Annotated in this window: 20 protein-coding genes; 3 read left to right on the forward strand and 17 right to left on the reverse strand. The window is 48.3% G+C overall.

Annotated elements, in window-relative coordinates; genetic code table 11:
- Nucleotides 1-9: 9 nt before the first annotated feature.
- A complete protein-coding gene (locus tag IC229_RS06605; protein WP_190886159.1) occupies nucleotides 10-591 on the reverse strand; it encodes a DinB family protein in 582 nt (193 codons plus the stop codon).
- Between the two features lie 377 nt (nucleotides 592-968).
- Here IC229_RS06605 and IC229_RS06610 point away from each other — a divergent pair, with 377 nt between their 5' ends.
- Entirely contained in the window at nucleotides 969-2,465 is a 1,497-nt protein-coding gene (locus IC229_RS06610; protein ID WP_190886160.1) for a capsule assembly Wzi family protein, read from the forward strand.
- Between the two features lie 85 nt (nucleotides 2,466-2,550).
- Here IC229_RS06610 and IC229_RS06615 read toward each other — a convergent pair whose 3' ends face one another.
- From IC229_RS06615 to IC229_RS06660, 10 genes are all read right to left on the reverse strand, one after another.
- Nucleotides 2,551-3,153 (reverse strand): CAP domain-containing protein, encoded by a 603-nt coding sequence (locus tag IC229_RS06615; RefSeq protein ID WP_190886161.1) that lies wholly within the window; start codon nucleotides 3,151-3,153, stop codon nucleotides 2,551-2,553.
- Between the two features lie 196 nt (nucleotides 3,154-3,349).
- The gene (locus IC229_RS06620; protein WP_190886162.1) at nucleotides 3,350-4,051 is read right to left on the reverse strand and encodes a SanA/YdcF family protein; all 702 of its coding nucleotides are present in this window, start codon (nucleotides 4,049-4,051) and stop codon (nucleotides 3,350-3,352) included.
- Nucleotides 4,052-4,420: a VOC family protein gene (locus IC229_RS06625; protein ID WP_190886163.1), complete on the reverse strand. Its 369-nt coding sequence runs from the start codon at nucleotides 4,418-4,420 to the stop codon at nucleotides 4,052-4,054. It lies immediately after the preceding gene.
- A 69-nt stretch (nucleotides 4,421-4,489) separates the two neighbouring features.
- Nucleotides 4,490-7,204: a DNA gyrase/topoisomerase IV subunit A gene (locus IC229_RS06630; RefSeq protein WP_190886164.1), complete on the reverse strand. Its 2,715-nt coding sequence runs from the start codon at nucleotides 7,202-7,204 to the stop codon at nucleotides 4,490-4,492.
- Between the two features lie 170 nt (nucleotides 7,205-7,374).
- Nucleotides 7,375-8,793 carry an enolase C-terminal domain-like protein gene (locus IC229_RS06635; RefSeq protein ID WP_190886165.1) on the reverse strand — a complete coding sequence of 473 codons (1,419 nt, stop codon included), beginning with the start codon at nucleotides 8,791-8,793 and terminating at the stop codon, nucleotides 7,375-7,377.
- A gap of 7 nt (nucleotides 8,794-8,800) precedes the next feature.
- The gene (locus tag IC229_RS06640; RefSeq protein WP_190886166.1) at nucleotides 8,801-9,733 is read right to left on the reverse strand and encodes a D-2-hydroxyacid dehydrogenase; all 933 of its coding nucleotides are present in this window, start codon (nucleotides 9,731-9,733) and stop codon (nucleotides 8,801-8,803) included.
- An 89-nt stretch (nucleotides 9,734-9,822) separates the two neighbouring features.
- Complete coding sequence (locus IC229_RS06645; protein WP_190886167.1) at nucleotides 9,823-11,115, reverse strand: acetylxylan esterase; 1,293 nt, start codon at nucleotides 11,113-11,115, stop codon at nucleotides 9,823-9,825.
- A gap of 112 nt (nucleotides 11,116-11,227) precedes the next feature.
- Nucleotides 11,228-12,451, reverse strand: a complete 1,224-nt coding sequence (locus IC229_RS06650; protein ID WP_223833892.1) for a lipoprotein N-acyltransferase Lnb domain-containing protein — start codon at nucleotides 12,449-12,451, stop codon at nucleotides 11,228-11,230.
- 19 nt (nucleotides 12,452-12,470) lie between these two features.
- Nucleotides 12,471-13,190: a 16S rRNA (cytidine(1402)-2'-O)-methyltransferase gene (gene rsmI, locus IC229_RS06655; protein ID WP_190886169.1), complete on the reverse strand. Its 720-nt coding sequence runs from the start codon at nucleotides 13,188-13,190 to the stop codon at nucleotides 12,471-12,473.
- A gap of 104 nt (nucleotides 13,191-13,294) precedes the next feature.
- Nucleotides 13,295-13,522 (reverse strand): 4a-hydroxytetrahydrobiopterin dehydratase, encoded by a 228-nt coding sequence (locus tag IC229_RS06660; RefSeq protein ID WP_190886170.1) that lies wholly within the window; start codon nucleotides 13,520-13,522, stop codon nucleotides 13,295-13,297.
- Between the two features lie 148 nt (nucleotides 13,523-13,670).
- Here IC229_RS06660 and IC229_RS06665 point away from each other — a divergent pair, with 148 nt between their 5' ends.
- Nucleotides 13,671-16,613 (forward strand): TolB-like translocation protein, encoded by a 2,943-nt coding sequence (locus IC229_RS06665; RefSeq protein WP_190886171.1) that lies wholly within the window; start codon nucleotides 13,671-13,673, stop codon nucleotides 16,611-16,613.
- Between the two features lie 72 nt (nucleotides 16,614-16,685).
- Here the strand turns inward: IC229_RS06665 and IC229_RS06670 are convergent, their stop codons facing one another.
- The 6 genes from IC229_RS06670 to IC229_RS06695 form a co-directional block, all read right to left on the reverse strand.
- On the reverse strand, nucleotides 16,686-18,008 hold the full coding sequence (locus tag IC229_RS06670; protein ID WP_190886172.1) for an ABC transporter permease: 1,323 nt from the start codon (nucleotides 18,006-18,008) through the stop codon (nucleotides 16,686-16,688).
- Between the two features lie 103 nt (nucleotides 18,009-18,111).
- Nucleotides 18,112-19,026 carry an ABC transporter ATP-binding protein gene (locus IC229_RS06675; RefSeq protein WP_190886173.1) on the reverse strand — a complete coding sequence of 305 codons (915 nt, stop codon included), beginning with the start codon at nucleotides 19,024-19,026 and terminating at the stop codon, nucleotides 18,112-18,114.
- A 219-nt stretch (nucleotides 19,027-19,245) separates the two neighbouring features.
- Complete coding sequence (locus tag IC229_RS06680) at nucleotides 19,246-19,665, reverse strand: RDD family protein (RefSeq protein ID WP_190886174.1); 420 nt, start codon at nucleotides 19,663-19,665, stop codon at nucleotides 19,246-19,248.
- A gap of 104 nt (nucleotides 19,666-19,769) precedes the next feature.
- Nucleotides 19,770-21,014 (reverse strand): dicarboxylate/amino acid:cation symporter, encoded by a 1,245-nt coding sequence (locus tag IC229_RS06685; RefSeq protein WP_190886175.1) that lies wholly within the window; start codon nucleotides 21,012-21,014, stop codon nucleotides 19,770-19,772.
- A gap of 227 nt (nucleotides 21,015-21,241) precedes the next feature.
- Nucleotides 21,242-21,838 carry a DUF2238 domain-containing protein gene (locus IC229_RS06690; protein ID WP_190886176.1) on the reverse strand — a complete coding sequence of 199 codons (597 nt, stop codon included), beginning with the start codon at nucleotides 21,836-21,838 and terminating at the stop codon, nucleotides 21,242-21,244.
- 263 nt (nucleotides 21,839-22,101) lie between these two features.
- On the reverse strand, nucleotides 22,102-22,557 hold the full coding sequence (locus tag IC229_RS06695; protein WP_190886177.1) for an SRPBCC family protein: 456 nt from the start codon (nucleotides 22,555-22,557) through the stop codon (nucleotides 22,102-22,104).
- Between IC229_RS06695 and IC229_RS06700 the strand changes: the two genes are divergently transcribed.
- Complete coding sequence (locus IC229_RS06700) at nucleotides 22,556-26,695, forward strand: hybrid sensor histidine kinase/response regulator transcription factor (protein ID WP_223833893.1); 4,140 nt, start codon at nucleotides 22,556-22,558, stop codon at nucleotides 26,693-26,695. The genes IC229_RS06695 and IC229_RS06700 overlap by 2 nt on opposite strands.
- Nucleotides 26,696-26,699 lie beyond the last annotated feature (4 nt).

Raw genomic sequence — 26,699 nt, forward strand, 5'->3', positions numbered from 1 at the left:
CGCTCTTTGTCAATAATAATCATCATGCTCGTGGCTGCTACCGAAAGGAGATCCGTACTCATCAGCGCCCGCATCTTCATCGGCATAACGAGAGCCCGCATTTTTGAAAGCAAGCGCTTTGCGGAGAATCATAATCTGGCCGGTATGATACATGTCGTGGTTAATAATTCCATGCAGCATATCGTAATACGTGTAATCACGACCGGGAACTATATCTTCCAGAAATTCATCATCGTCGCGCTTATCCAGTTCATTAATTAGCTCTTCCTGACTCAGGCTCAACTCCATTTCAAGGGCTTCCCACTCAAAATCGTCGATTTTATCAGGCAGGGCGCCGAAGTTTTTATCAGGTGTTGTAATATCGAATGTAGCATCGCCCTGCATTTTTTTGACACAGAAAATGCGCCAGCTCGTCATGTGAAATACAAGTTCGGCAATGCTATGCGTGTTGGGTGAAATGCGTCGTCCGGCGATATCGGGCGTAACGTCTCGCAACACCTCAACCACCGAGGGGCCATGCCAGGCTTCTTCCCCTTCATAGGTTGTGTTAAGTAAGTCAATGATGCGGATTAGTTCGTCATTAGGGACCATACGCAGTTAAATAAGTTTATCAAATTTATGGTTAATAGAGAAAAAGTTCGTTTTTGAAGCTATGAAAAGTTCAGTTGCTTTTCATGTATAAACAGTTATATTTCAAACTGGTTTTGCCGGTTTTCAGAAAACCGGCTATTTACTGGAATGATTGTAGATAGTCGGCCTTTTCGCAATCCATAACAAATTACAAAGGTAAGCCATTATTCATGCTCTTCCGAAAAAAACCAACGAAACATACTGACGATATCACTTTTACTACGTCTATAAGGAGTCACTATAGAGCATGGCATATTTTATGCAGGTCGTCTATCATCGCCCGTTTCTAACACACTCAGCGGTGATAAAACCCGCTTAAAATAGAATTAAAAAAGTATATGGGGTATGCTATCCGGCTTCTTGCTGGTCTGCTTGTAACAATCGGGTGTTCGGCGCAAACAACAAAACCGCTTCGTTATCATACGGAAGTAGGCGGTTATTTTTCTACACCTAACCAAACTCCTTTCTGGTTGCGAGCGAATCAGTATGGTATCGTACCTCAGGAATCCGCATTCATGACGTTACGTCACGCCATGCGGGTCGATTATCATGACAAACCCAGAACCCGGCTTGACAGTTTGCGGGCTGTGAACCGACGTATCGACTGGGGCTGGGGGGCAGAAGCCGTCCTAAATGCAGGTACTACGTATAACGTACTGATACCGGAAGCTTACGTCAAAGTTCGGTTTGGGAAAAACCTGGAAGTTTGGACAGGGCGTCGGCGGGAAATTATCGGAATAGTCGATTCAACGCTGAGTTCAGGATCGTATGCGTGGTCGGGTAATACGTTGCCGATGCTGAAGATTCAGATTGCCGCACCTGATTATTTCCCAAGAAATGCGCTCTTTGGCTTTAAGGGTTTTTATGCGCACGGGTGGTTTGAAGAAGTACGGTTCGTAAAGAACGTAATGCTCCACCAGAAGGCTCTGTATGGCCGTTTCGGTAAACCCCACTGGCGGCTGAAGCTGTATGGCGGTTTCAATCATCAGGTAATGTGGGGCGGCAATACGGAGAGTTTACCGGGGGGAGTTATCAAAAACAATCAGTTACCCAATCGATTCAGCGATTATGTCGACGTAATAACGGGTTCAACACTGGGTAATCGCACCGACGTAGATACAAACCGTATCAGCCGTTTCGACCGCGAAAACCGAATTGGTAATCACTTGGGTAGCATCGACTTAGGCCTTGAATTTCGTGCCCGTTCGTTTTCAATATTCGCCTATCGTCAGAGTATTTATGAAGACGGTTCGCTGTTTTACCTGATCAATATCAGCGATGGACTCAATGGATTACGCATTCGGAACAGACGGCAACCTAATCCCAGAGGGCTTCAGATTCAGGACATTCTGCTGGAGTATCTGTACACAGAAAGTCAGGGCGGTGCCTTATTTCTTGAAAAAACCGGGCAACAAGGTCGCGATAACTATTTCAATCACTCTCAATATCGGGATGGCTGGTCGCGGTTTGGTTTGACGATGGGCACTCCGTTCATTTCGCCTTCCAACGACAGTCAGTCTACATTACCCCGCTACGCGTTCACGAACAACAACCGCGTATCAGTCATGCACGTAGGTCTGTCGGGGCAAGTGCTCGACGTTTTACGATTTCAGATTAAGGCGTCGTACAGTCAGAATCTGGGTACGTATGAAGTACCTTTTCCGGCGCCAGTACAGCAATTTTCTTCGGTGTTCTCGTTTTCTGTCCCCCTTCCAATTCTACAGGGCATAACGGCTAATCTGGCCGTTGCCAACGATACGGGCGATTTATACCCCAACAGCACCGGATTTTATCTGGGCTTCAGGAAAGAAGGCCAAAGTCGCAAACGCGATTAACGTATCAGATTGGCAGACGTAGCACTACGTTTAATACGTTTACTACGTCTGACTATGATTGCCAAACGTAGTAAACGCCTGATACTTATCTTCTTGTGCCAAACAGAGTTACCCAGTAATAATCGTAGTTACTGTTAATATTATAGCCACACCCGACACCGAGATTCTGAAAATTGGGATTCATAATATTGGCGCAGTGACCAGGTGAGTTAAGCCACGCATTCACAACCGACCGGGAGGCAGTAAATCCGGCGGCAATATTCTCACCTGCCGCAATCCATTGATAGCCTTCCCGCGTCATGCGATCCCAGGGTTGCGATCCGTCTCGGCCGGTATGGCTGAAGTAGTTGTAATCAGCCATATCCACGGCATGTTTGTTCGAAGCTCCGTTCAGGCGAGAGTTCAAACTAAGCGCAGGAGCAGGTGGATAGTATTGGGAACCGCAGTTACAACCCTGCGCACGTGCTTCATTAATATATTGAAGTACTTCCTGCTGCGTACCAAACGAGGCATCTGCCTCACGGGCTCCGGCCGTCTCAGGCACAGTTATTTCGAGTTCCTCATTTCCACCTTCTTTATATATCGATGACATTACGGGACTAGGCGGAGGGGCACTTTCCTGTTTCGGTTGGCAGGCATTCATTACCCCTACGAGCATAGCCATACCAATTAAATAAGTGGTTTTCATAAGAATCCATATTAGGTTAGTTATTTACTGTATAATTAAACTATCTAATTGCATTATTGATATAATAATCAACAACTAATTATTGATATTTATTTATCGGTAACATTTTTTATAATGAAAATCGCTCTCACACAAATAGCTAGTATCTATTTGCTCTTCGTTGATAGTCTAAAAGAGGGGAATTTGACTAGCCGAATTAATTCCGTTTACGCTCCCAATTGCCTTTTTGGGGCTGCGGACGTATTACATATATGTCGAGCAACGCATATGGGCGAGCCAGGTACTCGCGGATGAGGGTACGGAATGAATACCCATCGGGAACATCCTGAGCGGCAAACGCGATGGCTTCTATGCCCTCGTGATTGCCGATATACAGAGCCCGGGCATTGTGGAAATTCTGAGAAATAATGGTGATTTTTTCCTGATTAAAGTAATCCTTACAACGTACCACCGAATCGAATGTGCGGTAACCGGCGTAATCCAGCGTCATCACCGAGGCCGGAACGCCAAGCTTCACAAGTGCCCGCTGCATATCGACAGGTTCGTTGTAATATTCTGAATCATTATTACCACTCAGAATCAGGTATTTGACTTTACCTTCTTTCCACAATCGGGCAGTTGCTTCCATCCGATACCGAAAAAAAAGGTTTTCCTTACCCGACCTGACGAATTTGCTGGTTCCCAGCACCAGACCAACATCATTGGTGGGTAATTCGTCGATATCGAAGTAAATCTGACTACGCGTGTTATACACCACCCACCAATTACTGATCAATACGGTAGTAGCTCCAAGAAAACTAACCGCGATCAGAACTTTTATGAAGCGCTTGGCTACACGAACACCAGCCGTCTCGGGCGGAGATTCATTACTGTAGTTGGTAGCCAAGGTTGTGTCCATTTACGCCAGACTAAAATGCGGATTTTCAATCAATCCCACTACGTTATTAAAGGGGTCCCGAACGGCCGCTACTTTAATACCTTCGCCAACATCCTGAATACTATCCCGTAACGTAGCACCTGAGTCAAGAAAATGCTGCAAACTCGTTCCAATATTCGTTACTCCCCAGTAGGTTAACGTACTACCTTCGGCAGGCTGCGCATTGGGATCGAGTCCTAGTTCGTAACCACCCACGTTGAAACCAACATAAAACGGTTCGTCAAAATAGGGCGCAGTACCTAATGCCTTCGTATACCATTCCTTGGCAGAAGCCAGATCAGGAGCGGCATAAATCACGGTCCGTAATCCTAATAACGATGTCGCTGTCATAGCATTTCACGCTGATTTCACTATTTTGTCACATGTAATACTGACATCAATTAGCTGATTATCAGATACTCAGGAGAACAAACCTAACTGCACCGAATCCTTCTCATCAACCTCCTCGGTTTCGAGCGCCAAAGGGCTAGCAGTGATCACAGGTTTAGCAGGTTCCTTCACGACTTTCGGAGCCAGCAATTTTACATCTTTAACCTTTGCAAATGGTAATTTATTGCCTAACGCTTTCCAACCGCGTACGTCGATGAATCCTTCTGGCTCAAGCACCATTTTCTCCTGTGGACCACGGTCTTTTACCTGATGCACAATTTCGATACGTGGGTAACGGTCGACCGTGACAGCCAGGGCTTTCGAACCTTTAGTATCGCCTATGAAGCTGAATTTCTTATCAATTGATGTCGTTTCGACTTTAAACCGCTTAACGTACCACGCCTTCTGATTCGCTTCGTAATACACTGCCGAAACCACAGTTTCCGGATCGAATTTTTGTAGCGAGGCAATATCGTTGGGTTCGTAGCGATTCGTCAGGTCAAAGCTGGTTAGCTCGTACTGACCATCTTTATAAACAACCAGAATATTGTCTTTAGCTTCAAAATTGCCCAGTAAGCGGCCACGTTCGTCGCGATTGAGTCGGCCCAGATGTTCGTCATACCAGATATCGACCCCGCCGAGTGTCGACGTACCGGCTGTTTTCTGCGTGATTTTCCGAACCGGATATTTCGTCAGAATATTACCTTGTGCAGCCCGGTTTTTGATCAAAATCGAGGCAAAATCAAAATCGAACTGTTTGATTTTCGCTGAACTCTGCGCCGTCAAATTCACCGTAATCACTTCCGCTTCCCCGTTATCATTCGCACTGAAATACGTTAGCTTCGACTTTGGATTTCCCATTGTCAGATCGTATTCACGATCACGTGTCACACCCGTTACCGGGAACCGTTTGGCCATTGAAATACCGGACTTACCATCCAGGTAAATCAGATTATAAATTTTCCGCTCGTCGGCCTTCTTGAACACCGAAACATATACAATATCCTTGCCGACGAACACTTTTTCCTGAATTTTCGTGACCATACATTTGCCATCCCGCCGGAACACGATGACGTCATCAATGTCGGAGCAGTCGCTTACATATTCGTCTTTCTTCAGGCCATAGCCTACAAATCCACCTTCACGGTCAACGTAGAGCTTCTGGTTAGCAGCCGCCACTACGTTCGCAGAAATGGTATTGAACGCCCGGATTTCGGTTTTACGCTCTCGCCCTTTGCCGTATTTTTTCTGCAACTCTTTGTAGTACGCAATGGCGTACCGGGTAATGTTCGCCAGATTATCTTCGGTTTCAGCCAGTTCCTGCTCCAGCCGGCGCATGAGTTCTTCGGCCTTGAACCCGTCGTATTTCGAGATGCGTTTGATTTTAATCTCTGTCAGACGTATCAGATCGTCTTCGGTTATCTCACGATAAAACTGTTTCTTGAACGGTTTCAGTGCTTTATCGATCGTTTGAAGTACGGCTTCGAACGTTTCGCACTCTTCTATTTTCCGATAAATCCGGTTTTCAATGAAAATCTTTTCAAGCGAACTATACAGTAGCCGCTCCATCAACTCACTACGTCGAATTTCGAGTTCGCGTTGCAACAAATGCACCGTCTGATGCGTGTTAACCCGCAAAATATCCGTTACGCTCACGAAATGCGGCTTATCGCCGATAATGACGCAGGCGTTAGGCGAAATGCTTACCTCGCAATCGGTAAAAGCATAAAGCGCGTCAATCGTTACGTCGGGTGAAACCCCGGGTTGCAGGTGAACCAGAATTTCAACGTCTTTGGCCGTATTGTCGACCACGGCCGCTACGTTCCGGCTGGGCGCTTTGATACGTATCTTGCCTAATTCGGCCGCTTTCACAATCGAATCGATCAATTGCGAGGTCGTTACGCCAAACGGTACGTCGCGAATAGCCAGCGTTTTCTTGTCAACTTCTTCGATACGTGCCCGTACCCGTACTTTGCCCCCCCTATGTCCATCGTTATAATTGGTAACATCAATATGGCCACCAGTCTGGAAATCAGGGAAAAGCGAAACCGGTTTATCCTTCAACATCAGGATCGAAGCTTCAACCAGTTCATTAAAGTTATGGGGCAAAATCTTGGTCGACAGACCTACAGCAATTCCTTCAACACCCTGCGCCAGCAGTAGCGGAAACTTCACCGGCAACGTAACGGGCTCTTTTTTACGCCCGTCGTAGCTCAGTTGCCACTCCGTTGTTTTGTCGTTATAAACCGTATCGAGGCCAAATTTCGACAGCCGAACTTCAATATAACGCGGAGCAGCGGCTCCATCGCCCGTACGGACATCACCCCAGCTTCCCTGGGTATCGAACAGCAATTCTTTCTGACCAATATTGACCAGCGCTTCCCCAATAGAAGCATCGCCGTGCGGGTGAAACTGCATGGTCTGCCCGATCACATTGGCGACTTTATTGAAACGACCATCGTCCATTTCTTTCAGGGCGTGCAGGATCCGGCGCTGAACAGGTTTTAAACCATCTTCAACTGCCGGAACGGCCCGTTCCAGAATAACGTAGGAAGCGTAATCGAGGAAGTAATTTTCATAAAGGCCCGACACAACCGTTTGGTCGTGAAGGACTTCTTCAGCATTTTCAATGGGTTGTTCATTCACATCAGAGACGTCCGTCAGCGCCGTTTCATCGGCCGATGCCTCGGCTTCAGGCTGCTGATTATCGTCGTCCAGGATGGGTTCATTTTCATCGTTTATCATTGACTTTCGCTCAGGGATATTCCAGTGGATGGGTAGCGGATTTGGAAGAACATAGTACGTTCGTTCGATTCCTTAAATATACGAAAATTTTTTCAAAAAACGGCTTTAGGCGTCGTTTTGCGGCAAAATTATGACTAACGTTTCCTCAAAACGACCGGCCGATATTTCAATTAAGGTTGAGTAAATAAATTTTCGTAATGGGTAGATGGCAGGAAAATTCCACCACTTTCGGCATAAAACGAATTATCTGTAGGATAGACGCCCCGTTGTGTTTTCGTCCAGCTTGCGCCTGCTTTTGGGTGATACGTTACGAGCCGGTCCCAATTCTTGAAATACTGATGCCCATTCGTTTCCTGAAGCCCGACAGTCATGCCGGGGAAAGGAGAAAGACGGGCCGCTACGTTCTTGTTCCAGTCGACCAGAATCGGATTCACAGTCAGGTCGGCGCAGAAACAGGGGACTTTTTTCTCGTAGGCCAATTGCGTGATTTTCATGGTCATACTCAGCGTTTTGGCAATCGCTTTGACTGCAATAGCTGAGTAGCCCTGCTGAATCCGAACGGCGGCATCTTCAACGGTATGCGCACTTTCGTCGGCAGCCACACGAACGCCCAGTCCACCGACAAACTCTTCGTTACGTTCTTCAAACGGCTCTTCAATCACCGCAATCTGGTCGAAAGCGCCAATTTTTTTTGCATGATCCAGGAAACGTAGCAGCGTTTCCTTTTTCTCGTAGCGACCGTTGGCGTCGAAATAATACGGTATCTTCCCGTCTTTGGTATGCGGGGTTTCGTAGCTACCAATCGCCTTATGTACCGCCGTCAGAAAAGCGATATCTTTCTCCAGCATTTCGGACTGAGTTCCAGGGGCTCCAGTTTTTAGCTTCAGTATAAAATACCCTTCATCGGCAGCCGCTTTGATACGTTCGGCGGTGGTGCCGACGCTGAACGAAGGAATACTCGCTACGTTCTTGTGACGGTAGGATAAACCAGGTCGATAGGTTTCCGGGATGATGTCGTCGAATTTAGTCAGTCCGTTTTCCTGCGCGTATAACAACCAGGCGGCATTATCGACGCTTACCAGCGCATTTAGGGCAAACGTTTTGCGAAGGTCGGGGTTACGCGTGATCGTTTTCGCATAGGTATATACGTCAGGCAAAAGTTCGTCAAGCAACGTAATCGGACTGGTGAACGACTGGCTTTTCAGCATCTGCAATGCGCGATCGCTGATGGCGTACATGAGCGCATTGCCAACCCGCTCGGAATGAGCCGAAAATACAGTTGCATCGGACCATAAAACACCCTGCGTACAAAGCCCCACTTTACGAATGCCAGACTCGCTCTCCAGCAGCGATGCGACCTGCCAGCTCTCGGTTATGGCGCTTCCCTTGAACCGATAAGGATTTAGCGGCTCCCGTTCAAAATTGGAGTCTACCTGTTTGATACGTATCGTTTTCGCTACGTTCGGTTTCTCGATACGACTAGCCACGGCGGGTAAGGACTCCCCTACTCCCAACGCAACCAACGTACCGGCAGTCTGCATAAACGTCCGGCGATTGATGCCATTCTCTTGGCTTGGTAGGTTATCCATACTTACGTCAATATCCTCGGCTCAATTCTACTACGTTTTCGAGCGGCTCTCCAGCTATAAAATGGTTTAGGTTGCGCAGAAAATGAACAACTTTCCCAGCATCTTCATCAGGTTGTCCTCCACCGGTGTGCTGCGTGAGTAATACGTTCGGTAATGTCCAAAGCGGGCTATCGGTTGGCAGTGGCTCTTGCGCCGTTACGTCCAGTACGGCTCCGCTCAACTGACCCGATTGCAACGCCTGAATCAACGCGGGCTCATCGGTGGTGCTACCCCGTCCAACATTAGCGTAAATGCTTCCGGGTTTCATGGCTGCAATCACCTCCGCCGATACAAAGCCAGTTGCCGTACCGGGCAGGCAGTTAATCAGAATATCCGTTTGCGATAGCTCCTGTTTCAGTTCTTCGACCGAGTGTAAGTCAGCCTGGGGATCGGTTCGGGCGAGCATTTTTGTCTGACACTCAAATCCCGTCAGCATCTGGCGGACAGCCTGCCCAATGGTACCGGTTCCCAGAATAACGACGCGCTGCCGACGTAGCAGTCCAGTTCGGTCGCGGATGGGTGCCCCTACCCACTCAGAACGATTCTGTAACGTGACCAATTCTGGAATACGACGGTATAAAGCGAGAATGCCTGCAACCATCGTTTCGGCGCAGGGCCACGCAAAATAATCACCCATGTTTGCGACCTGTGCGGTCAATTGGGCTTGTTTATACCCATCAAAACCGGCAGAATCCAACTGCCAGAATTTCAGATTTGGCAGCGATTTGCCAAACCAGGCCGCCGGTGGATTACCCATGACAATTTTAGACAACCGAAAAGCGGCTTCTTGCTCTTCTTTTGGCAAGTCTTGCCGAAAAATCGGCGTTACCTTGGTCGGTAGTTGCTGAAGAAGCTGATTTTTAAACGTATCGTTGAGGTTCGTATTGACAAAAAGTTGCATAGATTAATTGATAATGATTAATGCAAAATGATTAATGAATAATGAGAAATTCCACCCGCATTACTCATTTTACATTTTCCATTATTTGTTTATTTGCCCCCCTTCAACTGCCCTAGCAGCCAGGTGGTCATTTTTTCGGTTTGTTCGGGATACGTCCAGTGACCGGTATCCTTGAACGACGTGTCGAGCATTTTCTGGCCGGGTATTACGTTGTAGGCGGCATACATCGACGTTGGCGGGCAGGTTTCGTCGTTGAAACCCCACGAATAATAGCCCGGTACGTTCACCATACGAGCGAAATTCACTACGTCATAATAACCTGTGGTTTTGATGCGATCGGGTTTGTTATTGTAGGCCAGATTATCGCCCGTAAACAGATGCGGCCAACCACCAGCCCGACCGTTCAGGTAACCCGTTACGTCGGCTATAGCCGGGTAATATGCTCCCAGCCACTTGATACGGGTATCCAGTCCGGCAGTAACGATGCTCAGTGCTCCACCCTGACTTCCACCGGTAACAGCTATATTCTGCCCATCATACTGCGACATACTTACCAGAAAATCGACAGCCCGCACGCAGCCCAGATACACTCGTTTGTAGTAATACCGGTCGCGGTCGTCGAGGTTAGCAGCCTGATAACCATTAAGTGGTCCACGCGCTAAATCAACATAAACACCCGGATCCATCGTAACGGGTACGCCATGAATACCAACTTCAAGCGTAATAAAGCCTTTTTCGGCTTCGGCGATCATACCCGCGTAAGGACGTACACCCGCGCCCGGTACGCGCAGAATGGCCGGATATTTTCCTTCCTTTTTGGGAACACACAAAATTCCGTAAAATCGGGAGCTGTTGATATTCTGCAAACTCAGATGATACACGTTCGTCAACTCGGTGCAGCGTTCGGGCAAAAGCGTCATACGGGCATCGATCGGAATCTTGGCCAGATCCGCTTTGGCGTTATCCCAGAACGCTTTGAAATCGGCGGGATTGGCTACGGTTGGTTTGATTGTCAATGGTTCGAAGCCCGCTGTCGTCAGGCCCTTATAATCCTTTCCATCAAGTTCTACGATAGCGATGCACCGCAGAAAACCGGCTGTTTTCATCGTGCCACCGTCCAGTGCCAACGTTCCATTTGCCAACGTAACGGTTTCTTTTTTGGTCGGCTCCATTTTTTCCGGACCGATCTCGTAGCGCATTTTCGCCCCTTTGAACAATACGTTGTTGCGATAGACTGTTACGTTGAATTTTACAGGTTCACCCACTTTATACAACCAGTCTTCATGGTCGGGAGTGATGATAACTTTAACAAACTTCTCGGAGGGCTGGGCTACTACGTCGGCAAGCCGAATTAGGAAGAGGAGGAGAATTAGCCGTTTCATGAATGGAATAATGCTTTTAGGGCATAAAGGAAAAACGTAACGGAACTTACCTGCAACAGGTAGAACATAAGTACGATTGTAGCCGTCCAGGCTACATTACACTAGGACAACCCTACACTTCCTCAACTCGCGCGGGCGTGTGGTAGCCTCGACGAACTACCTGAATGTTGACAACGCACCGAATAAGCAGCATCAGCGGGTACACTACGTCGACGCCACCCGGTACGTTCGACAAGATCATGCCCAGAAGTATCAGGATGGACGTAACGCTGAAATATACCGTCCGCCGACGGGCTGTTGCCGATGGTCTGGTAGCCCAATAAATTAAGGGTAAATGAAGCGGCATCAGGTACAGCAGCGTTGGATTCCAGGCCGTTACGCCATGATCGGTACCAACCCAGAGCAGGTACAGAAACCAACCCAGAAAACCCGATACGCCGAACAACAACCGGTCGAGCCAGCGGTCGACTTTGCCAGCCAGCATATACCGCCGAATGGTGTACACGGCCACGGCCAGAGCCAGTAAACCAAACACTACGTTCGGATCGAGTATAAATGGAAGCTGCTGACGTATTGTCTGGCGGGCTTCGAAAAGTGTTTGATCGCTGGCAACCAATGGTACAACTCGTCCATCGCCCTGACGCAGAGTCGATTTCGCCATTTGGTCGTGTACGTTATCGGGCAGATACATGGCGTGCCAGCCGTCTGTCTGTTCATCGGCTGGATTACCAATGGCTAAATTCATGCCCAGTTTGGCCCAGGTCTTTCCACTCTTATCCAGATAATCGTTCATCCAGTCGCGATACGACTTTCCGGTCATTTTTGCCTTCGTTGGTATGGTCAAACTATCGCCACAGGCTTCGGCAATTTTGTCGCGGGGACGACTGGCGCAGTTGTCGTAGAAGAATTTGTACTGATACGTCCGGTTTTCGGGCAGCATGTTCGTCTGTAAAACGGCAAACAGCTTCTCTTTCTGTGCTTGTGACAGGTTCAATATTTGTTCGCGCACCGTACGGTTTTCGGCCTGATACGCGTACAGAAAGGGATACATGTCGTAAGCGTCGATGTAGTATGGCAGTGTTCCACGCAAAAACTTCACGTAAAAGTTATTCTCAGCAAATCGAAACCCGCCCCAGCCAAACGTTACGTCTATATTGCGAGCCGGATCATTCACTCGAATGGCCGTATGCCCAAACACCGAGTACAGGTCTTCACCCGGTCCCACGGTCAGCAAACTCATTTTGGCTGAAGGAGAAAGGTTTTGGGCAAATGATGAATGATGAATGATAAATGATAAATGCAGGATGAGCAGAATCATCCAAACCCTCTGCCCCATGCCTTTTGCCCTATGCAACTTATTCATCTTCCTTATCTGTATCAAACGTGCGCTTAGCTTTTCCACGAACAGGTTCTTTTCCTTGTACGCAAACGACAATCTCACCTTTTATAGTTTTTTGGGCAAAATACGGAATAAGTTCGGATAAGGGGCCGCGTTGAGTTTCTTCAAATAGCTTGGTGAGTTCGCGCGAGACGCTGGCTGGCCGGTCGGCTCCGAATACATCGGCAAATTGCTGAAGCGTTTTCAACAGGCGGTGGGGCGATTCGTAGAAAACCATGGTCCGCTCCTCCCCCGCCAGTTCGCCCAGACGCGTCTGTCGGCCTTTTTTATGCGGTAAAAATCCTTCGAACGTAAAGCGTACACTTGGAAGTCCTGAATTGACCAGAGCAGGCACAAAGGCTGTTGGACCGGGAAGGCACTCAACCGGTACGTCGTTTTTGATGCATTCACGCACCAGCAGAAAACCAGGGTCGGAGATGCCCGGCGTACCGGCGTCAGATACCAGTGCCAGCGTTTTGCCTTCTTTTAGTTGGCTAATCAGGCGCTGAACGGTCTGATGCTCATTGAAAATATGGTAGCTATGAAGCGGTTTGCTGATATTGAGATGACGTAACAAAACACCCGACGTACGTGTATCTTCGGCCAGAATCGCGTCGGCGCTTTTCAGTACGTTGATGGCACGTAGCGTAATATCGTCTAAGTTACCGATAGGTGTCGGCACGAGGAATAATTTCATAAAGAGTGAAAGAGCGAAAGAATGAAAGAATGAAAGAGCGAAAATAGCTTGCGCCAGTCGGAATGCCGCACCACCACTCTTTCATTCTTTCACACTTTCGCTCTTTAAATTTTATCTATCGCAGCTGCCAACTTCCGGTCTTTGTCGGTCACTACGTTACCGGCATCATGGGTCGAGAGTTTGATGGTGATTTCGTTATAAACATTTGACCACCAGGGATGATGGTCCATTTTCTCAGCAATCAGGGCCACGCGGGTCATGAAACCGAACGCTTCGTTGAAATCAGCGAATTTAAAATCGCGGACCAGTTGGTTATCTTTTTCCTGCCACATACAAGTCGAAAATTGTTAGTCTATAAGTCAACAGGAAAGTGCTGTGCTCTGTTCATTTGAATTGGGCGATAAGGTTGTGGCCTGGTCGGACTAACGTACTACGTCGTGCGAATCATTTTTCGGAAAAACTGCGTATCATTGATACTCCATGTTACGTAGCAAATTTCTCGCGGCTCAATGTCTGCTGATGGCCATTACGGCTACAGCTCAGACGCTTCCTGTTCTCGACCAGAATCCTCCGCAGTTGCGGTGGTACCAACTGAAAACACCACATTTTCGGGTACTTTATCCGCTCGGACTCGATTCGACCGCCCAACGAACAGCTCAGCGTCTCGAAAGTCTTTATGAACCGGTTAGTGCGTCGCTGGAGAAACGTCCGCGCCCGATTTCGGTATTGCTACAAAATCAGACAACCAACAGCAACGGATTCGTTACGTTGTTTCCGCGCCGGTCGGAGCTTTTTGCGGTTCCTCCACAAGACCCCGCCCTGCTCGGTACGTTCGACTGGCTCGATTTGCTGGCCGTTCACGAGTATCGTCACGTAGTACAGAATGAAAAAGCGTTGCAGGGATACGGTCGCTGGTTGTATACGCTGCTGGGGAGCGCTGGAATCTCATTGCCCCTACTGACCGTTCCCAGTTGGTTTGCCGAAGGGGATGCCGTGAGTACGGAAACCCTGTTCAGTTATTCAGGTCGGGGACGTATTCCTAATTTCGGTCTGGGTATGCGGGCGAATCTACTGGCGGAACCTCCTTTCGACTACGCCAAAGCCGTCAGCGGATCGTACCGCGACAACGTACCGAATCACTACGTATTGGGTTATTTTATGACGACCTACCTGAAACGTACGTACGGTCCTGACGTTTGGAGCCGCGTGCTGAACCGGAATTACCGCCGGTTTCCGTGGCCGTTTGCATTCTCGGCGAGTATCAAAGCAGAAACAGGTTTGCGAACGGATGATCTATACCGTAAAACAATGGACGATCTGATCGACACCTGGAAAAAACAGCAGGAAAAACTCAGTATTACGTCCGCTACGTCCTTTTTGATCAACCCCGAAAAAAAGACCGCTCGCCATCCTGTTTTCACGAACTACCAACATCCGCAGTTCCTAACCGACTCGACAGTTTTATGCGTCAAAAGTGGATTGGGTGATACACCCCGGCTGGTGATTTTGAGTAAACAGCAACGCGAGCGAACCTTGTTTGTGCAAGGGTTTCCGAACGATCCAGCCATGCTTTCGGCAACACCTTCAAGGGTTTGCTGGATTGAGTTTAGTTTCGACCCACGCTGGCGGCAACGGGTATTTTCGACCATCCGACTGCTGGATATAAACACCCGAAAGCACACTCGTCTGACGCATCGCACGCGGTATCTGGCCGTTGCGCTATCTCCCGACGGTCGAAAGTTGATTGTAGTTGAAAGCACCGAGCGTTACCAGAATCGGCTGGTTGTGCTCGATGTAAAGACCGGCCAACGTTTACGCGAAATTCCTAATTCGTCGCAGGAGCTATATCAGCATCCGCGCTGGATGGCCGATAACCAAACTATCATTAGCGTTACGTTGAAAGACGGAAAGAAAACGCTTCAGCAAATCAATACTGAGACTGATAATCGCGTCGATCTGCTGCCCCGCGTAAACGAAAATATTAGCAATCCCCAACCCTGGAGTCACTACGTTCTGTACAATTCACCACGTTCGGGAATCGACAATCTGTTTGCGGTAGATATTCAATCGAAGCAGGTTTTTCAGGTAACATCGCGACCGCTGGCGGCTTACCACGCGGCTGTGTCGCCGTCGGGAACACGGCTGGCTTTCGAGGATTTCTCGGCAACGGGATCGCGCATTTTGGATATGCCGCTCAACCCAGTCGACTGGAAACCTGCTACGTCCGATGCCGAATCCGCAGCCAGCCCGTTACGTTATTTCGGTAAATTACCCACCCTTGAACCCGGCGCAGCAAACGGACGCCGTATTCTCACTGACTCGGTATCGACACCCACTACGTATCAGCCAAGCCGATTCCGTCGATTAGCCAATGCCATCAATATTTACAGTTGGGGTCCAACGGTTGCCAGTACCGGGCAGGCATTGTCGGTCGGGATTAGTTCGCAGAATTTATTGAGTACAACGCAGGTAGAAGTTGGCTACACGTACAATCAGGCCGAGCGAGTCGGAAATGCGTTTGCCTTACTTAGTTATCAGGGTCTTTATCCGGTTTTCGACCTAAGTTTTCAGCATGGTAACCGCCGAACGTCGCTTTACGTCGATAGAGTGATTCCCGCCGATAGTTTGCGAACGGATGAATGGCAGTATAATCAGTTAACGGCTGGTGTACGCATCCCGCTCCAACTGACGCATTCCAAATACACAGAATCGGCCAGTTTGTCAGCCTATTACAATTACCTACAGGTTACGGGTTATGATTTACCCCTCCGATCTGTTACGGAAGTAGGTTCGTCGGGGGCGCTTCAGGCCATGACATATAGCCTGGGTTATACGCGCCTGTTACGTCAAAGTAAACGCGACGTAGCACCCCGTTGGGGACAATCTCTATCGATCAACTACCGGAATACACCGTTTGGTGGCAAACTGACAGCGGAGCAATGGGGTGTGCAGGCCAATCTGTATTTTCCGGGTTTAGGTCGTCATCACTCGTTACGTCTGCGTGGAGGTTATCAGCAGCAGGCGCGGGGGGAAACGTATCGTTTCAATCCTGTCGTATTTTTCACACGCGGTCAACTCTATGTCAGCGACGATCAAATTGGCGCTGGCAGTGTTGAGTATCGTCTCCCGGTAGTCGATATGCACTGGTCGATAGGGCGTTTGCTTTACGTCCAACGTATCAAAGCGGCTGGTTTTTACGACCGCGCTCAAGGGCAGAGTATAGTCGATATCCGCGATATATACGGTCGATTACGGGGCTCTGAAACTCAGCAGCATACGTATCAGACCACCGGCCTCGACGTATCGTTTGTCTTTAATGTACTACGTCTGCAAACACCTTTCGAAGCCGGTTTCCGTACAATCTTTAACCTCGGCACCCGCGAGTGGCTTATACAGCCGCTGGTGGTGGATATTGGGTTTTAGGGCAGAGGGGTAAGGGCTTGGGGCATGGGGTAGGTTGAAAGCAAATTTACCCTATGCTCCAAGCCCAATACCCTATCCCTTATAAAACACCCATTTCGACAGCTCGCGGTAGGAGACTTTTTTGCCGTACATCAGGATACCGACGCGGTAAATCCGGGCGGCTACCCAGGTGGTACCTATAAAACCAAGTATTAGTAATACCATAGATAAGGCTAACTGCCAGGCCGGTACGCCAAACGGAACACGTACCATCATGACCACGGGCGAAGTGAAGGGAAAAATGGATGTCCAGAAGCCAAGTGCGCCATCGGGTTCGCGGATTACGAACTGAGCAACGGCTATGGCCCCAATGATGGGCAAGGTAATAGGAAACATAAATTGCTGCGTCTCAGTCTCGTTGTCGACGGCAGCACCAATCGCGCCGAAGAGCGCACTATACAGCAGATAACCACCCAGAAAATAGAAGAGAAAACAGGCTACAATCAGCGGTATATTCAACGTATCGACCGCCTTAATCACGCTTGCGACTACTCCATCCTTGGCTTTACCAGTGTCGATACGTTGCCCCGGTTGGGCCATCGTTCCCGATGTCTGCATAGCCTCCCGACCTCGTTGTACTTTGTCGCCAACCAACGTACCACCTACTGTAAAGAGTCCGATAGTCAGCAGAATCCAGAGCATAAACTGAGTGAGCCCAACCAGCGCTACGCCCATAATTTTGCCCAGCATCAGTTGAAATGGCTTCACCGACGAGATAATCACTTCGACGATGCGGTTATTTTTTTCTTCCATCACCCCACGCATCACCTGCGTGCCGTAAATGAATACCGAGATGTAAATCATGAAGGCGCAGAAATAACCGATAATGGTCATGGCGATGGAATTGCTGCTCTTTTCGCCTTCGTCGCCCAGGCTGATGGTCTGCGCGTCGACGTTCACTTTGGCATCTTCGATAATTTTCTGTGTAATGCCGGCCTGCTGAAGTTTGATGGTCTCAATTTCTTTAGAAATGGCTCGTTCGATGTTGTTTTGCAGGGCCATACTGACCCCTTTTTCGGCAAAAATCTGCACAGTTTTGGGCTTATCAATTACGTCCTTAGGAACGAATACCAGGGCATCATAACCTTGCTTAATAAACTTCTTTTTGGCTTCGCTAAGTGATTCTTTCGGATACGAAAAAACGGTTTCGTTATCGCTCTTGAATTGGTCGACAAAGTGGCCACTCTCATCGACAACGGCTACTTTTTTCTGATTGATCGAACTCACTGCTGCCCAGCCAATAATAGCATAAAACCCAAAAATGAGCAATGGTCCCAGAATCGTCATAATAACAAACGACTTCTTACGCACCCGCACCAGGTATTCACGCTTGATAATGAGAAAGATAGTATGCATAACTTTAATGAGTGATTGAGCGAAAGAAATAAAGAGTGAAAGAGTGAATGAGTGAAAGAACGAATATCATCCGGCAGATTCGCTCTTTCACTCATTCACTCTTTCACTCATTGTTCTCGCCGACTGTCTGAATGAAGATGTCGTTCATGCTGGGGATATTCTCTCCAAACGATCGGATGGTAATTCGGTCGATCAGATAACGTATCAATTCGTTTACAGACGCATCGGTTGGAATCCTAATATTAGACCGAATGAAACCGTCGTCCTGTTGGGTTGTGTCCAGTATCGTAAAAGCGTCGGGCAACGTACCGATTTCGCCCTGGTAATCAATATGATACGTATGCGTCTTGAATTGCTCCTTAATGGCCCGCTTTGCTCCGTCGAGTACCTTATGCGACCGGTTTAACAGCGCAATGTAATCGCAGAGTTCTTCGACGGATTCCATCCGGTGCGTTGAGAAGATAATCGTCTTTCCTTTATCGCGAAGCTCCAGAATTTCGTCTTTAATCAGGTTGGCGTTGATCGGGTCGAAACCCGAAAAGGGTTCATCCAGAATAATCAGGTCGGGCTCGTGCATGACGGTTGCCACAAACTGCACTTTCTGCTGCATGCCCTTCGACAGGTCTTCGATGTGCTTATTCCACCAGGTTTTGATGTCGAATTTAATGAACCAGGTTTTTAGCTTATCCATCGCCTGCTTTTCGGTCAACCCCTTTAGTTGGGCCAGGTAAAGCAGTTGTTCACCAACCTTCATTTTTTTATACAGCCCCCGCTCTTCAGGAAGATAGCCGATACGTCGGATGTGGTCGGGTTTGAGGTGTTCACCCCCCAGAATAACCTCACCGGCATCGGGAGCCGTAATCTGGTTGATGATACGTATCAGTGATGTTTTGCCGGCCCCGTTCGGCCCTAGTAAGCCAAAAATGCTGCCCTGGGGCACCGACAGACTTACATCGTCCAATGCCCGGTGTTCGGCATACTGTTTAACAATGTGGTGGACTTCGAGAATATTAGTCACGTGAGTAAGTTGAAGGCGGTCGTTTCACCCATGTAAATGACGGATGATGGTCAAAGGTAAGTGCGAACGGCAAAAGTCGTGTATACCGGCGTAAACTTCGACTTACAAATCCACATTTTTTACCTCAACAGGGATAATCGGCTACTCAACCCCAGCAATGGCTATAAAAAAGCCACAACCTGCGCAGGTTGTGGCTTGATTTTTTAAGATACGTATTGATTATGCTTTCACTACGATGGTTTTTGCCCATTTATCACCAAACCGTTTGCGGTCATCGCTAAATACCATCAGGGCATCGATAATACCAAATAGGGGGATAATCAACGACACCTGGCGGGTGATGGCCGTTCCGTAATCGCCAACGAGGGTGGCCCCTGAATCTTCTTTAATGGCTTTGATACCCATCAGTTTTTTTCCGATACTTTGTCCGCCTAAAAAGCCACCCGTTGCTGGAAGCGCATCTTTGGTCAGCTGATACGCAATCGCTACAGCATAACCTACCATGGCCAGATTGTAGGATATAAGAATAAATATGTAAGCGGGAATGTAAGCGATAACGCCATCGATAAAGGCGGCAATAAAACGTTGTACTGGAGTAGCCTTAACGTAGGTACTCAGCGGAGAATAAGAGGGTTGCACAAGCGTAGAGGGTTTAGTGTTAAACAATTGATAAACATTACCCCCTAACCTACGAAATCAGGGGCAAATCCCAATGTAATCCTTCCCAAACGACAAACGATTTATTAAACGGTAACTTCGTCTGTCTCAACCGGCTGCGTCCGAAACTCGCCTTCCCATTTCGAAATGACGCAGGTAGCCACGGCATTCCCTGCTACGCTCGTTGCTGAACGACCCATATCGAGCACCTGGTCGATTCCCAGCAACAGCGCCAGTCCTTCGATGGGCAGGTTGAACAGCGACATGGTTCCGGCAATAACCACCAGTGAAGCCCGTGGCACACCCGCAATTCCCTTCGACGTAATCATCAGGGTCAGCATCATGGTAATCTGCTGCTCGATGCTAAGCGGTACGTGGTAAGCCTGAGCAATGAACGCCGTAGCAAACGTCATGTACAACATCGAGCCATCGAGATTGAAGGAATAACCCAGCGGTAACACGAACGAAATGATACGTTCAGAACAGCCAAACCGACGTAGTGCTTCAATTGTCTGCGGAAATGAAGCTTCCGAACTCGCCGTACTGAACGACAGAATAATGGCCGAACGGACTTCCCGAAGTAAAGCAAAATACGGAATCCGGGCTACCAGACAAATGGCGAACAAAATAACGAAAATGAAAAACAACAACCCCCCGAAAAAGCAGACAATCAGGTAAACATAGCCCGACAGAATACCTAATCCCTGTTTCGCTACCACGGCCGCAATAGCACCCAGTACGCCAAACGGAGCAAACGACATAACGTAGCTCGTAATTTTGAACATGATGTGCGACAGCGCGTCGAGAGCCTTAATCATGATTTTACCCTGCTCACCGACTGCACCCACGGCAATGCCGAAGAAAATACTGAAGACTACGATCTGAAGGATTTCGTTCGTGGCCAATGCATCAATAAAACTTGTTGGTACAATGTGCGTAATGAAGTTATCGAACGTTAGTTTCTGCACTTCCACGCCCGTATCGGTGCCTTTTGCGGGGAGCGGGAGGTTCATTACCTCACCTGGCTTCATAATGTTGACGACCAGCAGCCCGACTACCAGCGACAGAATGGTAGCGAAGTAAAAATAAGCCAGTGTTTTCAGGCCAATACGTCCAACTGTACCAAAATCGCCTAGTTTGGCAATGCCGACAACCAACGTAGCAAAAACAAGCGGCCCAATAATCATTTTGATGAGCCGAAGGAAAATTTTAGAGAGGATGTTCAGGTCGCTTCCTGAAAAACCGGATCCCGTGTCGGGAAAAAAATAACCAATGGCAATCCCGAACACCATGCCGAGAAAAATACGCGTAGTCAGGTTGGGTAGCTTCATGCAGTCTGTTGAAATGAACCGTAGTGAACAAATGTAACGGAATCCGGCCACATCCGAAAGTGGCAATATATACGTATCAAGGCTTTTTTAGTATGTCAAAAGCTGATTTGGCCAAAAGAAAATGGGTGATATCCTTGTGTCACTACGTTTGTAAATGGTGGCTCAAGTTCTAATCCGCTCTGGTTTTACTACGTCAAGATCTTCCTAGACCGGACTTTCGGCTTTACCTAGTTCGACTGAATTTGTTTGTCCTGAATTTTTGAGAGAAAAAGAATAAAACAGATTGCTCCTATGGTGGCGTACAACATATCAGACTGGGTATCCCAAACATAACCCTGTGTTCCTAGAAACGATTCAGCCGATTCGCCAGAGAGTTCGGCTACCAGCCATTCCAGAAATTCGTACAATACGCTGATCGTAACACATACGCAGACAGTCAGAAACGCAAGCCAGCCACCCGGACGAACAACTTTTTTCCGAATCAGCAACTCTCGGGTAATACTCGCCGGAATAAAACCCTGAGCAAAGTGACCTACTTTATCATAATTGTTCCGGCTCTGATGAAAAGCCTCCTTAATCCAGTCAAAAAGTGGCACCTCGGCATAAGTATAGTGTCCCCCGATAAAAAGAATGTAGCAATGAATGAGTATCAGTATGTAAACCAGATCGGTAAATCTAAATTTACGAAACGTAAGAGCTAAGGTCAGAAAGCCAATAATGGCCGGGGCTACTTCCAGTATCCACGTAAAATAGTCGTGAGGTTGAATCGCCGAAACAATTAATCCCAGAATAAATAAGGTAATCAGAACGTAGTACTTTTTCATACTTCTATGGTATTGCCTGTTAAATCACAGCTATCACTAAGAACACGTAGTAGCTCTATTTTTCGATACGTCGGCGACCTCTGTGTTTACTACGTTATAGGTCAATTTGACTAAAAGTCAACCCGAATCCTGAAAGCGTTACGTAGCCCTGTGAGGTAAAGTGCAAATCCTATACAGTCGAAATAAAATCAATTCTTTGTAAATTACACAGATCCGACGTAGTATGTGGTTAAATCTACCAACGTAGCAGACAAAACGGAAACTTACGTACGCTTAAAAACACGCTTGTAAACCGGTTTCCGGCACGCAAATTGTAACCAAAGAATCGGGTATACTAAATAATCCGTTAATCGGAAGGGAGTTCTGAACGTAACGTCGTCTACGATAAGCGTCTGAAGACCAGTTGCATCGTTCGGAAGCGAAATTAACCTGTGACGGTGATGCCAATACGTCAGGAAGAAAGGAAGTTTTGCCCCGTGGTCGATAAAGTAGATTTCCTGTTCGGTGGAATTCTGGTCAACAATGTGGCTTATCCAGTCCTGACGGAGCAGGAAAAAGTTTAGTTGCAGGTGAACTATATCGCCCCGTAAGCAGCCATCGAAACGTACCACCTTGACGGGCGGAAACGTGGGCGTCAGTTGCTCAAAGAGCTTGCGGTTAAATCCTGCCCAAACCTGAGTCAATTGCTGCTCAACGGGAGTTTTATGAATAAGGTGCATGAACGGTGAACGAATGGCTGAGCGAAGTACGCGAATACAAAAACATCCTTTTTCAGAAAACGGCCGCGCTACGTTGGTACAGATAGCTAAACGTAGTGTCCAATCGTTTCGTTATCAATTTCATAAAAATTCGCTACGTAATGGCCTGCGCTACATATTGCCCACTTTCCGAACAATTTTTCTAATTATCTGGCTGTTAAGCCCACTGTCCCAGGTGCGTGGAGCCTTGCCGGAACCTGAGTATCTGACCGTACGCAACGGGCTGCCACAGGGCTACATCAGTTCGTTGATTCAGGATCGCCGTGGTTTTATCTGGATGGCTACCCGCGATGGGCTTTGCCGCTACGATGGCGTTCGATTTCGCATTTACGCACACGATCCGCAGGAAGCCAGTTCCTTAATTTTCAGCAGTATTGCCGAAATCAAAGAAGACAAACGCGGATTTCTCTGGATTCGCACCGAAAACGAAAATATCGACCGTTTCGACCCGACCACTGGTCAGGCCTTACATGTTTCCAGTTCATCCGCTTTCAGTAAAGCTTTAGGTCAGGATCAACTGGTTGGTATTCAGCCCGATCCGATGGGTTCGGTTTGGGTAGCCACACGTACTGGCGGCTTTTTCCTGCTGAACTCAAACGGCACTGTAACCCACAGACACGCGACCCTTCCCGATAACCCAGACAAGCCTCTGATCAACAGCCTGTTGATCGACAAACGACACCGCTTATGGCTGGCGACTCAGGCTGGGCTTTATTCGTACGAACCATCTTCAGGGCAGTTTACTACGTTTCGAGCCGCGCAGGGATTACCGCGTGCCGATGTTTATCGGCTTCACGAACGCCGGAATGGAGAGTTGATGCTAGGATTTCCGGGCCAGTTTGCCTTATTCGACCCATTAGGTGGCCGCGTTCGGAAACTAATCAAGTTAGCAAACGCGACCGGTCTGCCACTCTTCGGCAGTGATTATCGGGGAATCGACTATGTGAATCAGAACCGCTTTAATGACGAAAGTGGTGTAGTACCGCTATTGGCTGATCCGGCTGAGGAATCGCCAAAACTAGCTCGATTCGCGGTAGTATCGCTTCTGGTCGACCGAACCAATGTATTATGGCTGGGGCTAAATGGCGACGGCATTATCAAGTACGATTTAATTAAACGGCCGTTTCAGCCCATTCCTTACACGGCCAATTTCCAGACTGACTGGTTAACTCAGCAATTAAGGATACCGCGAGATGCTATTCCAGCTCCGATCAGACTACAATCGTCGGCCCGGATCCGGTACGGGTTTGATGGACAGCGAACGCTCTGGATTAGTAGTCCGGAAACGCCACCGTACCGATATAATGCTGCCGCACAGACATTTACCACGGTTTTGCCGACTGGTATTGAAAGTCGCTGGCTGACGAATGGCCAGTTCCGGCTCACGGCTCTCTCGACCGGTGCACAGGGTGAAATCTGGGGGTTACTGGGTCCGACGAATCAGGCAGTGGTTCGTCATAATCCAGTTCAGGAAACGTTTACAGCTTTCCCGCTACCCTTACCTGCCAATCACCCTTACGTGATTACAGCTATGGTGGTCGACGGAGGGCGTGTGTATCTGGCCACCCAAAATTACGGCTTACTCCGGGCCGACCTGTCGAATAAACGACTCATTCACTGGAAGAATGCGCCCGACGACCCCAAGTCACTCCCTGGAAATTCGCTGTTGTGCCTGGCTCAGGACCCTAAACAATACAACTTTCTCTGGATTGGTACGTTCGGCGATGGCCTTTGCCGGCTCGATAAAATGACGGGACGGATTCAACGGTTTACCATCGGGCAGGGTTTATCGAATAACGTTATCTACGCCATCCGCCCCGACCGCAACGGGTATCTCTGGTTGAGTACTAACCGGGGTCTGTGCCGATTCGACGCCCGAAAACAGGAAGTGAGAACCTACATGGCCGACGACGGACTCCCCAGCGAAGAATTTCGGCAGTTTCACGACGTAACACTACCCGACGGGCGGCTCATTTTTGGAGGTATCGGCGGCTACACCGCTTTTAATCCGCTACGTATCCGGGAGGACGTAGTGAAACCCACCATAGCCCTAACGGCACTACGTATCAATAACCAGCTTGTCCGTCCGAATACGCCCGATTCGCCCCTTCAGAAAGACATTAACGAAACGCGTGAAATTGTCCTGAACCATCAGCAGAACTTTTTATCCATCGATTTTACGGCTCTGGAATTTAATCAGAGTTATAAAAATCAGTATCGCCATAAGTTAACCGGGCTTGAAGACGACTGGGTATACAGTCAGAATCTGTCGACTGCTACATATACAAATCTGCCGCCTGCTACGTATACGTTCTATGTCAATGCGTCTAATACGTCGGGAGTCTGGAGTCCTTATACGCATACGTTACGAATTGTTATTGAACCACCGCTCTGGGCAACATGGTGGGCGTATACAGGCTACGTATTGCTCGTTCTGTGCGGACTGATTCTATTTTTTCGGGTTCGTATCCACCGGATTCGTCTGAAAAGTCGCATGGAGCTACGGGAGCAGGAATCGCGTCAACTTAAGCATCTCGATGAGGTAAAATCGCGGTTCTTTTCGAACATTACCCACGAATTTCGGACACCACTCACCCTAATTCTAACACCGTTAGAAGAAGTTCTTAATGAAAGTGTCAACTCGCCCTATCACGGAAGGCTTCGACTTATCTATCAGAATGCCAACCGATTACTACGTTTAATTAATGAATTACTTGACTTAGCGAAACTTGATGCCGGTAGTCTTACCGTTACACCTACCCCTGCTGATTTGCCGGAATTTATTAAACGTACATTGGGCGTTTTTTCGGAAGAGGCCCAACGTAAACGAATTCAGTTGCGGCTTAACCAGCAATTTGATCAGCCTTACTACTGGTTTGACCCCGATAAACTCGAAAAGATACTGACCAATCTGCTGTCTAATGCCCTGAAATTCACCGATGAATCGGGCCTAATCGACGTATCGATACAGGTCGACCCGATCGATGGTAATTCAGCCAATACCGACTTAATCCAGTTGACCGTACATAACACGGGAACAAGCATTCCCGGCGATAAGATACCGCATATTTTCAATCGGTTTTACCAGGCTGATTCCATAGCCAATACGATGGTCAACGGTTCAGGAATTGGGCTGGCCCTTGTGAAAGAATTAGTGGAACTGCTCAAAGGGAAAATTTCGGTCGAGAGCCACCGCACAATGGGTACTACGTTCCAGGTCGAATTACCCTTTAGACAGGCCCACCCCCAATTGGCTAACGAGTCCAACTCACTAACTTCGCCTGACTCGTCGATGACGTCTGAAGCTCAGCAGGCAACGTTTACGGAAAATGCGCCCCGGCTTCTGCTCGTAGAAGACAATGATGGCATCGCCGACTACCTCATTTCCATTCTTACACCTGAGTGGCGAATTCGACGTGTAAATAATGGTCAGGCCGGTTTGGATGCCGCCATAGCCGACGGCCCTGATTTTATCATCAGCGACGTATTAATGCCTGAAATGGATGGTCTGATGCTTTGCCGCCAGCTTAAACAGAATCCGGTCACAAGCCATATTCCTATTCTGCTGCTCACGGCCAAAGCATCGGTCGAAAGTCGGCTGGAGGGCATTGCTGCGGGTGCCGATGATTACGTGGCGAAGCCTTTTCAGGTAGACGAATTACGAGGTCGAATTCGGAACCGGCTCGATCAGCAGCAGCGGATTCGACACCATCACCGTACACAACTCGTACGGGAAGGTTATTTGCCTGTAGCAGGTGAGAATCCGGAAGATGAGTTCATGAATCGGATTTATGCAGTGCTCGAAGCCCGGTTGGACGATCCTACGTTTGGAGTCGAGCCATTAGCCGATGCCATTGGGATGAGTCGGATGCACCTGAACCGCAAAGTGAAGGCTATGACCGATATGACGCCCAATGAATTGATACGTATCGTCCGGCTAAACCGGGCGGCTGCTCTGCTGGTTACTGGTGTTTCGGTATCGGAAGTGGCCGACCGGGTGGGTTTCGATACGCCCGCTTACTTCTCTAAAGTGTTCAAAGACCACTATCACGTAACCCCTTCTGAGTACGTTGATAAAAATCGGCATGAACTCGCCTGATTGT

The sequence above is a fragment of the Spirosoma profusum genome (genome assembly GCF_014699005.1).
Taxonomy (GTDB): Bacteria; Bacteroidota; Bacteroidia; order Cytophagales; family Spirosomataceae; genus Spirosoma; species Spirosoma profusum.

Excerpts from the sequence above, each read along its gene's own strand:
- IC229_RS06605 (WP_190886159.1), bottom strand. The coding sequence starts at position 591 with ATGGTCCCTAATGACGAACTAATCCGCATCATTGACTTACTTAACACA.
- IC229_RS06610 (WP_190886160.1), top strand. The coding sequence starts at position 969 with ATGGGGTATGCTATCCGGCTTCTTGCTGGTCTGCTTGTAACAATCGGG.
- IC229_RS06615 (WP_190886161.1), bottom strand. The coding sequence starts at position 3,153 with ATGAAAACCACTTATTTAATTGGTATGGCTATGCTCGTAGGGGTAATG.
- IC229_RS06620 (WP_190886162.1), bottom strand. The coding sequence starts at position 4,051 with ATGGACACAACCTTGGCTACCAACTACAGTAATGAATCTCCGCCCGAG.
- IC229_RS06625 (WP_190886163.1), bottom strand. The coding sequence starts at position 4,420 with ATGACAGCGACATCGTTATTAGGATTACGGACCGTGATTTATGCCGCT.
- IC229_RS06630 (WP_190886164.1), bottom strand. The coding sequence starts at position 7,204 with ATGATAAACGATGAAAATGAACCCATCCTGGACGACGATAATCAGCAG.
- IC229_RS06635 (WP_190886165.1), bottom strand. The coding sequence starts at position 8,793 with ATGGATAACCTACCAAGCCAAGAGAATGGCATCAATCGCCGGACGTTT.
- IC229_RS06640 (WP_190886166.1), bottom strand. The coding sequence starts at position 9,733 with ATGCAACTTTTTGTCAATACGAACCTCAACGATACGTTTAAAAATCAG.
- IC229_RS06645 (WP_190886167.1), bottom strand. The coding sequence starts at position 11,115 with ATGAAACGGCTAATTCTCCTCCTCTTCCTAATTCGGCTTGCCGACGTA.
- IC229_RS06650 (WP_223833892.1), bottom strand. The coding sequence starts at position 12,451 with ATGGGGCAGAGGGTTTGGATGATTCTGCTCATCCTGCATTTATCATTT.
- rsmI (WP_190886169.1), bottom strand. The coding sequence starts at position 13,190 with ATGAAATTATTCCTCGTGCCGACACCTATCGGTAACTTAGACGATATT.
- IC229_RS06660 (WP_190886170.1), bottom strand. The coding sequence starts at position 13,522 with ATGTGGCAGGAAAAAGATAACCAACTGGTCCGCGATTTTAAATTCGCT.
- IC229_RS06665 (WP_190886171.1), top strand. The coding sequence starts at position 13,671 with ATGTTACGTAGCAAATTTCTCGCGGCTCAATGTCTGCTGATGGCCATT.
- IC229_RS06670 (WP_190886172.1), bottom strand. The coding sequence starts at position 18,008 with ATGCATACTATCTTTCTCATTATCAAGCGTGAATACCTGGTGCGGGTG.
- IC229_RS06685 (WP_190886175.1), bottom strand. The coding sequence starts at position 21,014 with ATGAAGCTACCCAACCTGACTACGCGTATTTTTCTCGGCATGGTGTTC.
- IC229_RS06690 (WP_190886176.1), bottom strand. The coding sequence starts at position 21,838 with ATGAAAAAGTACTACGTTCTGATTACCTTATTTATTCTGGGATTAATT.
- IC229_RS06700 (WP_223833893.1), top strand. The coding sequence starts at position 22,556 with ATGAACGGTGAACGAATGGCTGAGCGAAGTACGCGAATACAAAAACAT.
- IC229_RS06695 (WP_190886177.1), bottom strand. The coding sequence starts at position 22,557 with ATGCACCTTATTCATAAAACTCCCGTTGAGCAGCAATTGACTCAGGTT.